The sequence below is a fragment of the Peribacillus sp. GL_122 genome (assembly GCF_057835005.1).
The window spans coordinates 5146120-5160000 of record NZ_CM174415.1; the positions used below are offsets into that span (position 1 = coordinate 5146120).

Below are 13881 nucleotides of genomic sequence, written 5' to 3' on the forward strand. Positions count from 1 at the left end.
CAAAACCCCATTTTCCGAAAAAAAATATGGTTTATCCGGCCATTTAAATGAATTTTCTAAAATCTTTAGGGTTGCGACCGACTGCCTGCCTCGCCACAAGCATCCAGCAGAGCCTAGGCTAGCCGGAATGCCAATCGAAACCTCAAACTGATATTTGTTATTTATCTATTAAAATCATTTACCAAAAGGGTGGGATTCCTGTCCAAAAAATACTAAATGGGTGAGTTACATAGACCGTGGGAGGTAAAAAGGAGGATTATCAATATTTGATCAAAAGAGGCGGTAATGCACCTCTTTTGATGTTTTCACTTGTACAGTTTACTATATGTAGTCAATTCCTTTAACCGCTTTTCATTGATGGCAAAACCGATTCCAGCTTTATCGGGAACTTGGATCATGCCATTTTCAACAATGACTTCGGGATCGATTATATCCTCTTCCCAATAACGAGATGAAGATGATATATCACCGGGAATCGTGAACCCTTTTAATGTGGCAAGTGCGATATTATGTGCACGTGATATGCCAAATTCAATCATACCGCCGCACCAAACGGGTACACCATTACCCAGGCATAGATCATGGATTCTTACAGCCTCCATCCAGCCGCCGACTTTAGCCATCTTAATATTGATCACCCCACAGCTCTGGAGCGACAGCGCACTTTTGGCATCATGAAATGAATTTATGCTTTCATCAAGGCAAATGGGTGTCTGCAGCTGTTTCTGCAAAAATGAATGTTCCACGATGTCGTCATGTCCCAGCGGCTGCTCAATCATCATCAGCTTAAACACATCAAGCTTCTGAAGATGTGGGATGTCATCAAGACTGTACGCTGAATTGGCATCTGCCATTAACGGGATATCAGGATAGGCCCGACGTATTTCCCCTAAAAACTCAAGATCATTTTCTGGATTGATTTTTATTTTATAACGCTGATAACCAGATCCGGAAAAATCCTCGATTTGAAGAATCGCGTCTTCTATATCATTGGATGCAACGACTACACCAGCGGCCACTTCACTTCGTTCGCCGCCAAACAGCCGTCCGAGATAGACTCCCTTCTGCTTCGCATATAAATCGAGGATTGCCTGCTCTAAAGCTGACTTCGCCATCGCATTCCGTCTGATTCCGCTCCATAGGTTCGGGAGCTCATCAGGATGCATGATCTGACCGGCCAATGTTAGCGGGATTAAGAAGTCATCCAACATATGAAAGCATGTCTTGATCGTTTCCTCGGTATACCAAGGACTTGTAAAAGGGACAGCTTCCCCGTATCCAATCAATCCGTCTTCATCCATGGCTTCGACAATTATCACTTCCCGATCGCTTACCGTTTCGAGATGCGTCTTGAATGACCGCTTTAAAGGCGCCTTAATGAGCTTAAGGGAAATGGAGGATAACTTCATTTCCCTTCCCCCATTTCCTTCTTCAGTTCCCGTCTCAAAAGCTTGCTTGCGCCATTCCGGGGAAGCTCCTTACAAAAAATCACGTTCCGGGGAATTTTATAAGATGCCAAATATCCCCTGCAATATTCCAGCAGTTCGCTCTCATCAAGCTCTGTACCTTGATGCAAGACGACAAAGGCAAGTGGGACCTGTCCCCATTTTTCATCGTCAGTCCCCGTCACTCCCGCTTCGAAAACATCAGGGTGCTTACTAAGGACATTTTCAATCTCGGCCGGGTAGACATTTTCACCGCCGGAAATGATTAAATCCGAGCGTCGGTCAAGCACATATAAAAAGCCTTCCTCATCGAGATAACCAAGGTCCCCAGTATAAAGCCATCCATCGGTGATGGCCTGCTGTGTAGCGTCCACCCGATTAAAATAGCCTTTCGTCACATTCGGACCTGAAACCACGATTTCGCCCACTGCACCCGGTTCACACATAGTTCCGTCTTTCTCTATCCGTAACTGCGAAGGAAACAAAGGTTTTCCCGCCGAGCCGATTTTTGTCATGCTATACTCCGGTGCCAGTGTCACAATCTGTGAAGACGTTTCGGTCATCCCATATGATTGATAGACGGGAATCCCTTTCTCCTTACATACCTCAAGTAAATGGACGGGTGCAGGGCCGCCGCCCAACAGGAAACAGCGAAAGGTTTCCGGATAGCTTGTTCCCTTCATATCCTGCACCATCCTATTCAGCATCGCCGTCACGACCGAAATGATCGTCACGCCATTTTCCTGGATGCTCCGGTTTGCCTCCCTTTCATCGAAACGTTCTGCCAAAACGACTTTCATGCCATAAATCACATTTTTCATCAGGATGGATAAACCGCTAATATGAAAGATGGGAACCGCACAATACCACGAATCCTCCTCATGCAATCCAAGGTTCAGAACAGACCCGACGGCACTCCACCAATGGTTGCCGAATGTTTGGATCACCCCTTTGGGATTTCCTGTCGTACCTGATGTATACATGATCGTCGCGGTATCCTCAAGGTAAAACTCTTGAAGTATCTCAGCAGTGCCATCCGGCAATTCTTCCATTAAATGAAGGTTCAATTCGGGGAGAATCTCACCAATATCAGAGAGTTTGCCGGAGAAGGAGCCTTCTGAAACCAAAAAGGCAGTTTCACTATCCCCGATCTGCCAGGACAGCTCTTTTGCCGTTAGCTTATTATTCAGCATCACAATCTTCACACCGAGATAAAGTAATGCATGGATAACGACAACACCATCAATATGGTTACGGAGCAAAACCGCACATGAATCGCCAGCGCCCAAACCAATGCTTGCCAGCTTACCAGCCATTTTCTCCGATAATGTATGCAGTTCAAGAAAGCTATACGTATGACCTTCAAACTCAATTGCCGGGCGATCCGGTGAAAGATGCGCCCGATTTTTCAGCCAGTTCGGCAACTTTTCTTCTGCCATTGCTGCTTACCCTCTTCCATTTTGATATAGAAAACAGCCCGGCGATTTTCCGCCAAGCTGTCAGTCTCATCGATTCACGCGTTTCATTAAGGGAAACGAGGGAATTGCCCAAAGTCCGGAGTGCGTTTTTCTTTGAATGCATCGCGGCCTTCTTTTGCTTCTTCTGTTGTATAGTATAAAAGTGTAGCGTCACCAGCCAATTGTTGAAGACCTGCAAGGCCATCCGTATCAGCGTTCATTGCCGCTTTCAAGAAACGAAGTGCAGTCGGGCTCTTCTCAAGCATTTCTTCACACCATTTAACCGTTTCCGTTTCCAATTCGTCCAAAGGTACAACCGTGTTGACCAATCCCATATCCAATGCTTCTTGTGCATTGTATTGACGGCATAGGTACCAGATTTCGCGCGCCTTTTTATGACCCACGATACGTGCAAGGTAGCCAGAACCATAACCAGCATCAAAGCTTCCCACATTCGGTCCAGTTTGTCCGAAAATTGCATTGTCAGCAGCAATCGTCAAGTCACATACCACGTTCAAGACATTACCGCCACCAATTGCATATCCTGCAACCATGGCTACGACCGGTTTTGGAATTACGCGAATCAAACGTTGCAAATCAAGAACATTTAGACGCGGAATGTTATCTTCACCTACATATCCGCCATTTCCGCGTACTTTTTGATCTCCGCCTGAACAGAATGCTTTGCCGCCTACACCCGTTAAAATAATGACACCAATGCTTGAATCATCACGCGCCCTTGCGAATGCATCAATCATTTCAGCTGTCGTTTTTGGAGTGAATGCATTATGTACATGTGGTCGGTTGATGGACACTTTTGCTATCCCGTTATATTTTTCATACAAAATTTCATCATACTCACGTATTGTTTCCCATTGTATCGTCACCTTAATTCCTCCTTTTATTTCGCTTTAAAAACTCACTTATTATTTTACCAAACTTTTCTCCAACTTCCACATGAATCGCATGTCCCGCATCATTTATTATTTTCCATTCAGCCCGCTTCAGCTTTCTCTTCATTGAGTCCGCAATGTCACAAAACTTACGGTCGAGTTCACCGGTTACAAGAAGCACAGGGAAATCAAGAGTTTGCAGTTGTTCCCAGTATGAAGCCTGACTGCCTGTCCCCATACCAAGAAGGCTATTGGAAAGGCCGGCAGGGTCATTTGCCAACCGCTGCTCCCGAATGACCGACCTGGTTTTGGCCGACAACCGTTTTTGACTTTCAAATAGCGGGATGTTTTCCCATCGATCCACAAACGCTTCCATGCCATTTACATGAATCCGTTCGGCAAGCTTCCTATCATTTTCCCTTCGGATTTCCCGTTCCTCTTCTGTTAATAGGCCTGGTGAAGCGCTCTCCAATATCAGTGTATCAACATACTCAGGATACAAACAGGCAAATCCCAATCCGAGCCTTCCGCCCATCGAGTATCCAAGGATATGGGCTTTCGGGAAATGTAACACATCCAAAATATACTTGATATCCTCAGCCACACGCTCCATCTCATACCTTCGATGATCGGCTGGTGACGCAGACATGCCATGACCGATGATGTCGACCATTATCATGGTATACCTGTCACTCAGTAGCGGAATGAGGAATTTCCATGTATCCCGATTTCCCGTAAATCCATGTAAAAGTACAAGAGGATCTCCATTTCCCGTTATTTCAACAGCATAATTGACATCCTTGCTGACAATATTCATGATATTTCCCTGTCTAACACCATTTTTATTTCCTGGGAAACAAAGCTCCACAAATTTCGATGCTTTTGTAAATTGGACTCTCTTTCTGTCGGTACTTCGATGATTTTAAGACCTTTCATTTCGAATGACTCCGTAAATACCTTCTCAAACTCATCCCAACTTTGCACCTTGTTGTATTTACCGCCATAAAGCTGGGAAGTATGGGAAAAATCAAGCCCATGAGGCGTGCCGAATAGCGTTTCGAAATGTTCCCTCTCATTCGCCTGCGGCAAGAAGGAGAATATGCCGCCGCCATCATTATTAATCAGCAATATCGTGATATTTTGTTTTTGAAGTTTTGCCGCAAGCAAGCCATTCATATCATGGAAAAAGCTTAAATCCCCGATTGCCAGCACTGTATTTTCCGATACCGTGCTTACGCCAAGAGCAGTTGAAACGACACCATCGATTCCATTCGCACCGCGATTTGCCATAGTTTTGATTCCTTTTCCATTATTCAAAAAGAAAGTATCCAAATCACGTATGGGCATGCTATTCCCGACAAACAGCGTCGATTCCAATGGCATCATATCAGCAAGCAGGGCGAACAGCTTGCCTTCACTTAACTCCGATTCATCCCTGACGGAGGCCAGGGCATCCTTCGTCGCTCCGTTGACGGTCTGCCATAAGCGAAGCCATTCATCATCGGGGGAAGCAATAATTTTATCAGCAATTTTTAAACAAAAATCTTTCTCTTCGCTGTAAATCATATTCGTTGCCAATCCGGCTGGTTCACGCCAGCCTGCTCCGCCATCGACGACCAAAGTGATTGCCTGTTTTTGTTTTTTCATGAATAACAATAAGGGTTTAGAAACAGGCATTGCCCCGAAACGCAAGATCACTTCCGGCCTGAAAGCCGCTGTAGCCGTTTCATCGCGTAGAAACGTATCGTACGCATCAATTATGACAGCTTTGTCGTGACTTCCGCTCCTTAACTGTGAAAGGGGATCAGCCAGTATAGGAAAAGCAAGTTTTTCCGCTAATGCGACGATGGCCTCCTTCATCTCTGGATGCGGTAATTCGCCACATACGATCATACCTTGCTTAGCTTGTGACAATGTAGTTGCCACAGCTTCTATTTGTGATGCGGACAGTGACCGTTCTCCACTGTCAATCAACACTGCAGGCGTCATTTTATTTTGTCTGTACTCCTTTGCTTTCTCAAGATCCGGAATCAATGGTTCACGAAGCGGGAAATTCAAATGTACAGGCCCTGCAGGTCCAGCTGCCGCTGTAGCCACTGCTCTTGCACCGACCGTTCTGGCATACCGCATCATCCCATCCGTGCTTTCAGGAAGTGCCATTTCGACAAACCATTTTACATGTCTCCCGTAAAGATGTATCTGATCGATCGCCTGCGGGGCTCCGACATCACGCAATTCATGCGGTCGGTCAGCGGTAAGTACAATAAGCGGCACTCTTGAATAGAAAGCCTCAATGACGGCCGGGTAATAGTTTGCTGCGGCTGTACCGGACGTACAAAGAAGTCCAACAGGTTCTTTTAAGGCCTTAGCCAAACCAAGGGCAAAAAAAGCAGCCGAACGCTCATCCACATTAATATGAATTTCGATATCAGGATGTTCCACTAGCAACAAAGCTATGGGCGTGGATCGTGAACCTGGGCTCACCACCACATGCTTCACCTCATTTTGTGCCAGCTCATCGACGAATGAAGCAGCATACGCTGTCAATGCATCTCGGTCATTCATTAAGATTTCCTCCTAAAGCACTTAACATCGGATTGAATTTAATCCCTGTTTCGCGGAATTCACTTTCGGGAGTCGAATCTTCAACTACCCCGCATCCGGCAAAGAGGGATGCCTCATTGTTCTGTATTAGGGCAGAACGTATCCCTACAGCGAATTCCCCGTTTCCATACGTATCCACCCAACCTAAAGGACCCGCATAAAAGCCGCGTTCAAGATCTTCCATTTCCCGAATCCGGACAACGGCCTTTTCTTTTGGAAGTCCGCCCATAGCAGGTGTAGGATGGAGGTTCTCGACGAATTCAAAAATCGTGACACCTTCCTTGGATATACCACGGACCGGTGTGTACAAATGCTGGATATGACGGTTTTTCATAAGTGTCGGTTCGGCAGGAACCATCACTTTTTCGCATACAGAATCAAAAGCATTGGATATCATCGACACGACATATTGATGTTCTTGTAAATTCTTTTGGTCATGCAGCAATTCTTCACCAAGACAAACATCTTCCTGCTCATCTTTCCCTCGCCCCATCGATCCGGCAAGACATGTTGAAAAAACTTCATTTCCCTGTTTCTTAATTAAACGTTCAGGGGTGGCACCTACAAAACAGTCACCGCCAGCCTCCAAACTGAAAATATAGCTTAATGGCTGCTCAGCAATCAATTGTTCAAGCACTTTCCCTGAATCGATGGAACGTTCAAAACCAAGTCTAAGCTCCCTTGCCAAAACGATCTTGTCGAGATCTGTCGTCTTGATTTCCTGAACAGCCTCTTCGACCGTCCGCTTCCATTTCTCAGGTTCGACTTCCCTCTGCATAACAAGGGAATTTGCACCCGATCCATTGCCATCCAAGCTTTCGAAAAGGAAAGCTTCCCGTTCATTTATCATATCTATGAAGAGTTTTTCTGAATCATCAGGCGAACAAAGTAAGTTTGTCGTTAAGTAAGCTTGATTCCCCACTATTGACAGCATGAAGGCAGGTATATAAAACAGGTTGTCCCCGAACTGATTCCACAGGAGTGTACTGTTAGTTTCATAATCAAAAGAAAAGCCCCCAAACAGTATAGGACCTGTCGCTTCTACATCGGTCACTCCTGTTTTGACAGCAGTATTCTGCAGTTTGATCCAGCTCTTTTCGACTTCTCTATAACGTTCGGCATTCGATGCCGCTTTGAGTTTCTTAACATTGCCTAAACCGGTGATGGTTATTTCCTTTGCAGGGTCCTCCCAGAAAAAGCGCTCACCCGCGTACCGTTCTCTTCCAGCTTGATAAAATGAAAGGGGGTTGTTGCAATTAACTTTCTTAATATGACTGAATAGAACTTGATCATTCAAGTCCTTCGCCTTTTGTATAGCTGAAGCCAGTCCCTGAAACTGTTCAGTTTCCTCTGAGATAGCCAAAAAAATCCCCCCAAATGTACATTTTAAAAGCTTTTTAACCTATTTAAAGATACACCTCCCTTGAACCTCATGTCAATAAAACGCCCCTTTACCAAACGATTCTTTCCTGCTTTTTTCCTTATTATATGAATCTTAGCGAATGTAGAGAAATATCCTTGATTCTGGAAATGCCCCATCCATGAATTCCAAATATCACCCTTGCCCACTTTTCCTGTATTTATTAGGATTACCTTTTGTGCAACATTTCAATATTTGTTATAATTTCGAGAGAACCAATAATGATTTTGAGGAGAGAAATAATGCAAACAGAATACGACGGACTTCCCCTTAAACGGACCTGGAAGATTTGGTGGGAGTTAATTCGTCCACATACACTAACCGCAGCTTTTGTCCCAGTCTTACTTGGAACTGTTATTGCACTTTTGGAAGATGGAGTGAATTGGTTATTATTCGCTGCCATGATGATTGCAAGTATCCTGATTCAAGCTGCAACCAATTTATTCAATGAATACTATGATTTCAAGAGAGGCTTGGATACGGAGGAATCCGTAGGCATTGGCGGCGGGATCGTCCGTCATGGGATGACCCCCAAACTAATCATGAACTTGGCCCTTGGCATGTATGCCATCGCCTTGATAGTTGGAATCTATATCTGTGCCGCATCATCTTGGTGGCTTGCTGCAGTAGGACTGGTTTGCATGCTTGTCGGCTATCTTTATACAGGCGGCCCCCTGCCCATTTCATATACACCATTCGGGGAACTTTTTTCTGGATTGTTCATGGGCTTTTTGATAATCCTGATCGCCTTTTTCATTCAAACCGGTGATGTTTCTTCAACAGCTATCTTAATTGCCATTCCAAGTGGAATATTGGTCGGATTGATCAACTTATCCAATAACCTACGTGACCATGACGGAGATAAGGCACATGGCCGCAAAACGATGCCGGTAGTCATGGGTCGGAAAAACGCCTTGACATTCATGGCAATCATGTTCGCCTTCTCTTATCTATGGCTAGTTGGGCTAGTCCTTACCGGAAGCGTAACGGCGTGGATCCTCCTTGCCTTCCTAAGCATCCCGAAAGCCCTGGCCGCAATCAAAGGCTTCGTAGGTAAAACGCAGCCGATCACGATGGTGCCAGCAATGAAAGCCACGGCACAAACGAACACCTTCTTTGGCTTACTCATGGCCATTGGATTATTCATCAGCTATCTTATATAATCTCCGAGGACTGAGCTCATCGCTCAGTCCTTTTTTTCTATCATCCGTTCCATATTGTTTTCCTATACCCCGATTCGGGTAATAGATAATACAACCATCCTACCATTATAAAATGAGATTTAGACTTTAGAAGGAGTGAATCCGATATGGCAACGAAACAACAAACGCAAAAATTTCAAAAAGAACTGCTTCAAGAAAAAAATGAGCTAAGTAATAGAATTCAAAATGATGAACAATCCGTTCTGGAGAAAAGCCAGACCGAATCCGTAGGGGAATTATCAGCCTATGATAATCATCCTGCTGACCTAGGAACCGAACTATTCGAGATGGAACGGAATCAAGCACTCGATGAGCATGCACAATCCGAAATGGAGAAAATCGATGAAGCTTTGAAAGCCATGGAGGAAGGTTCGTATGGCCATTGTAAAACCTGCAATAGGGAAATCCCCATCGAGAGGCTTGAAGCGATCCCAAGCACCCTCTACTGTGTCGAGCACGCCCCAGAACGGCCACTTTCACAAGACCGGCCTGTGGAAGAGGAAATACTGATTCCATCCAAGGGTGATCATTTTGAAAATCGTCATGGAATCAAAATGGTGGATAAAGAAGATAGCTTTGGTGAAGTTGCCAAATTCGGTACATCCGAAACACCATCCGATTACACAGGAGATCATGATAATTATAATGACCTTTATAAAACCGAGGATGAAACGAACGGGTTTCCTGAAGACTATGAAGGATTTGCCGCAAATAATATCGAAGGAAAAAATAGAGTGAATATAACGAACAAAAAGCAAAAGGAATATGAAGATACACTTGAAGAAGAAAATATAGAATCCAATCTTGGAGACATTCCCTATAAACAAAAAGATAGTTATATCAATGAAAAGAAATGAAAAAAAGAAGCATACATGAATGTATGCTTCCTTTTTTGTTATGACCCGTACGGGATTCGAACCCGTGTTACCGCCGTGAAAGGGCGGTGTCTTAACCGCTTGACCAACGGGCCAACTGGCGGAGAAGGAGGGATTTGAACCCTCGCGCCGCTCGCGCGACCTACACCCTTAGCAGGGGCGCCTCTTCAGCCTCTTGAGTACTTCCCCATGGCTCCGCAGGTAGGACTCGAACCTACGACCGTTCGGTTAACAGCCGAATGCTCTACCACTGAGCTACTGCGGAACAATGAATATGGTGGGCCTAAATGGACTCGAACCATCGACCTCACGCTTATCAGGCGTGCGCTCTAACCAGCTGAGCTATAGGCCCATATTTGGAGCGGGTGAAGGGAATCGAACCCTCATCATCAGCTTGGAAGGCTGAGGTTTTACCACTAAACTACACCCGCGAAATGGGGCGACTGATGGGAATCGAACCCACGAATGCCTGAACCACAATCAGGTGCGTTAACCACTTCGCCACAATCGCCGTAATTTTTTGAAATATGGTGGCTCAGGACGGAATCGAACCGCCGACACAAGGATTTTCAGTCCTTTGCTCTACCGACTGAGCTACTGAGCCACATATGTATCAAATTTAAAGAATGGCGGTCCCGACGGGAATCGAACCCGCGATCTCCTGCGTGACAGGCAGGCATGTTAACCGCTACACCACGGGACCTAATAATTGCGGGGACAGGATTTGAACCTGCGACCTTCGGGTTATGAGCCCGACGAGCTACCGGACTGCTCCACCCCGCGACGGTAATAATGAAACGATTTGCATCAAGTTTTCGTGTATATCGTTTTGTCCACATCCATTATGTAAGGGTGTTTCAAAACAACTTGTTGCTTTTTTGAAAAAATGGAGGAGGTAGAGGGATTCGAACCCCCGCGGGATTTGACTCCCCTGTCGGTTTTCAAGACCGATCCCTTCAGCCGAACTTGGGTATACCTCCATGGCTTTTGAAAAGTGAATATGGTGGACCTTGTAGGACTCGAACCTACGACCGGACGGTTATGAGCCGTCTGCTCTAACCAGCTGAGCTAAAGGTCCTTATATTTATTGGTAGCGGCGGAGGGGATCGAACCCCCGACCTCACGGGTATGAACCGTACGCTCTAGCCAGCTGAGCTACACCGCCAATATAATATAAGTATCTGATTGAAAAATGGTGGAGCCTAGCGGGATCGAACCGCTGACCTCCTGCGTGCAAGGCAGGCGCTCTCCCAGCTGAGCTAAGGCCCCATTCATTAAAAATCACGTGGTCGGGAAGACAGGATTCGAACCTGCGACCCCTTGGTCCCAAACCAAGTGCTCTACCAAGCTGAGCTACTTCCCGCAATAAAAACATGGTGCGCCCGGCGGGAGTCGAACCTACAACCTTCTGATTCGTAGTCAGATGCTCTATCCAATTGAGCTACGGGCGCATATTATGATGGTGCCGAGGACCGGAATCGAACCGGTACGGTAGTCACCTACCGCAGGATTTTAAGTCCTGTGCGTCTGCCAGTTCCGCCACCCCGGCACATACGAAAAGTGGAGCGGAAGACGGGATTCGAACCCGCGACCCCAACCTTGGCAAGGTTGTATTCTACCACTGAACTACTTCCGCATGAAAGATGCGGGTGAAGGGACTTGAACCCCCACGCCTTGCGGCGCCAGATCCTAAGTCTGGTGCGTCTGCCAATTCCGCCACACCCGCATATAAAATGGTGAGCCATGAAGGATTCGAACCTTCGACCCTCTGATTAAAAGTCAGATGCTCTACCAACTGAGCTAATGGCTCGTGCTTGTACTATCTTAAAATGGTGCCGGCAAGAGGACTTGAACCCCCAACCTACTGATTACAAGTCAGTTGCTCTACCAGTTGAGCTACACCGGCAGGTGTAAAATGGTGGAGGATGACGGGATCGAACCGCCGACCCTCTGCTTGTAAGGCAGATGCTCTCCCAGCTGAGCTAATCCTCCATATGAAACTGCTTGGCGACGTCCTACTCTCACAGGGGGAAACCCCCAACTACCATCGGCGCTGAAGAGCTTAACTGCCGTGTTCGGAATGGGAACGGGTGTGACCTCTTCGCTATCGTCACCAAACAATTTTAACATTTTTTCAAGACATATATTATTATAACGTCTTTTTGAGAAAATGCAAGAAGAAATTTTCATTCCTTCAAAACTAGATAATAAGAAGGTATTTCATTTTTTTAAAGCTTTGGTTAAGTCCTCGATCTATTAGTATCAGTCAGCTCCACATGTCGCCACGCTTCCACCTCTGACCTATCAACCTGATCATCTTTCAGGGATCTTACTAGCTTGCGCCATGGGAAATCTCATCTTGAGGGGGGCTTCATGCTTAGATGCTTTCAGCACTTATCCCGTCCGCACGTAGCTACCCAGCTATGCCTTTGGCAAGACAACTGGTACACCAGCGGTGCGTCCATCCCGGTCCTCTCGTACTAAGGACAGCTCCTCTCAAATTTCCTGCGCCCGCGACGGATAGGGACCGAACTGTCTCACGACGTTCTGAACCCAGCTCGCGTACCGCTTTAATGGGCGAACAGCCCAACCCTTGGGACCGACTACAGCCCCAGGATGCGATGAGCCGACATCGAGGTGCCAAACCTCCCCGTCGATGTGGACTCTTGGGGGAGATAAGCCTGTTATCCCCGGGGTAGCTTTTATCCGTTGAGCGATGGCCCTTCCATGCGGAACCACCGGATCACTAAGCCCGACTTTCGTCCCTGCTCGACTTGTAGGTCTCGCAGTCAAGCTCCCTTGTGCCTTTACACTCTACGAATGATTTCCAACCATTCTGAGGGAACCTTTGGGCGCCTCCGTTACTCTTTAGGAGGCGACCGCCCCAGTCAAACTGCCCACCTGACACTGTCTCCCACCCCGATAAGGGGCGCGGGTTAGAATTTCAATACAGCCAGGGTAGTATCCCACCAACGCCTCCACCGAAGCTAGCGCTCCGGCTTCTCAGGCTCCTACCTATCCTGTACAAGCTGTACCAAAATTCAATATCAGGCTGCAGTAAAGCTCCACGGGGTCTTTCCGTCCTGTCGCGGGTAACCTGCATCTTCACAGGTACTATAATTTCACCGAGTCTCTCGTTGAGACAGTGCCCAGATCGTTACACCTTTCGTGCGGGTCGGAACTTACCCGACAAGGAATTTCGCTACCTTAGGACCGTTATAGTTACGGCCGCCGTTTACTGGGGCTTCGGTTCAAAGCTTCGCTTGCGCTAACCTCTCCCCTTAACCTTCCAGCACCGGGCAGGTGTCAGCCCCTATACTTCGCCTTGCGGCTTCGCAGAGACCTGTGTTTTTGCTAAACAGTCGCCTGGGCCTATTCACTGCGGCTTTTCTGGGCTATTCACCCTAAAAAGCACCCCTTCTCCCGAAGTTACGGGGTCATTTTGCCGAGTTCCTTAACGAGAGTTCTCTCGCACACCTTAGGATTCTCTCCTCGCCTACCTGTGTCGGTTTGCGGTACGGGCACCTTACATCTCACTAGAGGCTTTTCTTGGCAGCGTGGAATCAGGAACTTCGGTACTATATTTCCCTCGCCATCACAGCTCCGCCTTAATGGAAACGGGATTTGCCTCGTTTCCGGCCTAACTGCTTGGACGCGCATATCCAACAGCGCGCTTACCCTATCCTTCTGCGTCCCCCCATCATTCAAACGATGTATAGGTGGTACAGGAATATCAACCTGTTGTCCATCGCCTACGCCTTTCGGCCTCGGCTTAGGTCCCGACTAACCCTGAGCGGACGAGCCTTCCTCAGGAAACCTTAGGCATTCGGTGGAAGGGATTCTCACCCTTCTTTCGCTACTCATACCGGCATTCTCACTTCTAAGCGCTCCACCAGTCCTTCCGGTCTGACTTCAACGCCCTTAGAACGCTCTCCTACCATCGACACCTAATGGTGTCAATCCACAGCTTCGGTGATACGTTTAG

General features: G+C 46.9%; 8 protein-coding genes, 21 tRNA genes and 2 rRNA genes (1 of these 31 only partly in view). 2 read left to right on the forward strand and 29 right to left on the reverse strand.

Features of this window, described 5'->3' with window-relative positions; all coding sequences use genetic code 11:
• Window positions 1–305 precede the first annotated feature (305 nt).
• The 6 genes from menC to AC3ISB_RS24975 all read right to left on the reverse strand — a co-directional run bounded on the left by menC (window position 306) and on the right by AC3ISB_RS24975 (window position 7762).
• Entirely contained in the window at window positions 306–1409 is a 1104-nt protein-coding gene (menC, locus tag AC3ISB_RS24950) for an o-succinylbenzoate synthase (RefSeq protein WP_141994712.1), read from the reverse strand.
• Window positions 1406–2884, reverse strand: a complete 1479-nt coding sequence (locus tag AC3ISB_RS24955; protein WP_489274835.1) for an o-succinylbenzoate--CoA ligase — start codon at window positions 2882–2884, stop codon at window positions 1406–1408. The genes menC and AC3ISB_RS24955 overlap by 4 nt, the downstream gene beginning before the upstream one ends.
• Before the next feature lie 86 nt (window positions 2885–2970).
• Window positions 2971–3783: a 1,4-dihydroxy-2-naphthoyl-CoA synthase gene (menB, locus tag AC3ISB_RS24960; RefSeq protein WP_370662606.1), complete on the reverse strand. Its 813-nt coding sequence runs from the start codon at window positions 3781–3783 to the stop codon at window positions 2971–2973.
• Between the two features lie 7 nt (window positions 3784–3790).
• Complete coding sequence (gene menH, locus AC3ISB_RS24965; RefSeq protein ID WP_489274837.1) at window positions 3791–4612, reverse strand: 2-succinyl-6-hydroxy-2,4-cyclohexadiene-1-carboxylate synthase; 822 nt, start codon at window positions 4610–4612, stop codon at window positions 3791–3793.
• Window positions 4609–6360: a 2-succinyl-5-enolpyruvyl-6-hydroxy-3-cyclohexene-1-carboxylic-acid synthase gene (menD, locus tag AC3ISB_RS24970; protein ID WP_098369234.1), complete on the reverse strand. Its 1752-nt coding sequence runs from the start codon at window positions 6358–6360 to the stop codon at window positions 4609–4611. Before menD ends, menH begins: the two co-directional genes overlap by 4 nt.
• On the reverse strand, window positions 6353–7762 hold the full coding sequence (locus AC3ISB_RS24975; RefSeq protein WP_098369233.1) for an isochorismate synthase: 1410 nt from the start codon (window positions 7760–7762) through the stop codon (window positions 6353–6355). Before AC3ISB_RS24975 ends, menD begins: the two co-directional genes overlap by 8 nt.
• 299 nt (window positions 7763–8061) lie before the next feature.
• Here AC3ISB_RS24975 and AC3ISB_RS24980 point away from each other — a divergent pair, with 299 nt between their 5' ends.
• Together AC3ISB_RS24980 and AC3ISB_RS24985 are read left to right on the forward strand one after the other, a co-directional pair.
• Window positions 8062–8982, forward strand: coding sequence for a 1,4-dihydroxy-2-naphthoate polyprenyltransferase (locus AC3ISB_RS24980; RefSeq protein ID WP_489274839.1), 921 nt, complete (start codon window positions 8062–8064; stop codon window positions 8980–8982).
• A gap of 146 nt (window positions 8983–9128) precedes the next feature.
• Complete coding sequence (locus AC3ISB_RS24985) at window positions 9129–9878, forward strand: TraR/DksA C4-type zinc finger protein (RefSeq protein WP_489274841.1); 750 nt, start codon at window positions 9129–9131, stop codon at window positions 9876–9878.
• Between the two features lie 41 nt (window positions 9879–9919).
• Here AC3ISB_RS24985 and AC3ISB_RS24990 read toward each other — a convergent pair.
• The 23 genes from AC3ISB_RS24990 to AC3ISB_RS25100 all read right to left on the reverse strand — a co-directional run.
• A tRNA-Glu gene (locus AC3ISB_RS24990) sits at window positions 9920–9991 on the reverse strand.
• 3 nt (window positions 9992–9994) lie between these two features.
• Window positions 9995–10085, reverse strand: a tRNA-Ser gene (locus AC3ISB_RS24995).
• A 1-nt stretch (window position 10086) separates the two neighbouring features.
• A tRNA-Asn gene (locus AC3ISB_RS25000) sits at window positions 10087–10161 on the reverse strand.
• Between the two features lie 10 nt (window positions 10162–10171).
• Window positions 10172–10248, reverse strand: a tRNA-Ile gene (locus AC3ISB_RS25005).
• A 5-nt stretch (window positions 10249–10253) separates the two neighbouring features.
• Window positions 10254–10327 (reverse strand) — tRNA-Gly (locus AC3ISB_RS25010).
• Between the two features lie 4 nt (window positions 10328–10331).
• A tRNA-His gene (locus AC3ISB_RS25015) sits at window positions 10332–10407 on the reverse strand.
• Between the two features lie 17 nt (window positions 10408–10424).
• Window positions 10425–10500, reverse strand: a tRNA-Phe gene (locus tag AC3ISB_RS25020).
• 23 nt (window positions 10501–10523) lie between these two features.
• Window positions 10524–10599: transfer RNA gene (locus AC3ISB_RS25025), tRNA-Asp, on the reverse strand.
• Between the two features lie 6 nt (window positions 10600–10605).
• Window positions 10606–10679: transfer RNA gene (locus tag AC3ISB_RS25030), tRNA-Met, on the reverse strand.
• Window positions 10680–10783: 104 nt separating this feature from the next.
• Window positions 10784–10876, reverse strand: a tRNA-Ser gene (locus tag AC3ISB_RS25035).
• A gap of 21 nt (window positions 10877–10897) precedes the next feature.
• Window positions 10898–10974 (reverse strand) — tRNA-Ile (locus tag AC3ISB_RS25040).
• Window positions 10975–10984: 10 nt separating this feature from the next.
• A tRNA-Met gene (locus AC3ISB_RS25045) sits at window positions 10985–11061 on the reverse strand.
• A gap of 28 nt (window positions 11062–11089) precedes the next feature.
• Window positions 11090–11165: transfer RNA gene (locus AC3ISB_RS25050), tRNA-Ala, on the reverse strand.
• Window positions 11166–11182: 17 nt separating this feature from the next.
• A tRNA-Pro gene (locus tag AC3ISB_RS25055) sits at window positions 11183–11259 on the reverse strand.
• An 11-nt stretch (window positions 11260–11270) separates the two neighbouring features.
• A tRNA-Arg gene (locus tag AC3ISB_RS25060) sits at window positions 11271–11347 on the reverse strand.
• 9 nt (window positions 11348–11356) lie between these two features.
• Window positions 11357–11445 (reverse strand) — tRNA-Leu (locus tag AC3ISB_RS25065).
• Window positions 11446–11457: 12 nt separating this feature from the next.
• Window positions 11458–11532 (reverse strand) — tRNA-Gly (locus AC3ISB_RS25070).
• A gap of 8 nt (window positions 11533–11540) precedes the next feature.
• Window positions 11541–11622 (reverse strand) — tRNA-Leu (locus AC3ISB_RS25075).
• Window positions 11623–11630: 8 nt separating this feature from the next.
• Window positions 11631–11706 (reverse strand) — tRNA-Lys (locus tag AC3ISB_RS25080).
• Between the two features lie 20 nt (window positions 11707–11726).
• Window positions 11727–11802, reverse strand: a tRNA-Thr gene (locus tag AC3ISB_RS25085).
• 10 nt (window positions 11803–11812) lie between these two features.
• A tRNA-Val gene (locus AC3ISB_RS25090) sits at window positions 11813–11888 on the reverse strand.
• 10 nt (window positions 11889–11898) lie between these two features.
• A 5S ribosomal RNA gene (gene rrf / locus AC3ISB_RS25095) occupies window positions 11899–12014 on the reverse strand.
• 118 nt (window positions 12015–12132) lie between these two features.
• Window positions 12133–13881, reverse strand: a 23S ribosomal RNA gene (locus AC3ISB_RS25100); it runs 1184 nt beyond the window's last position.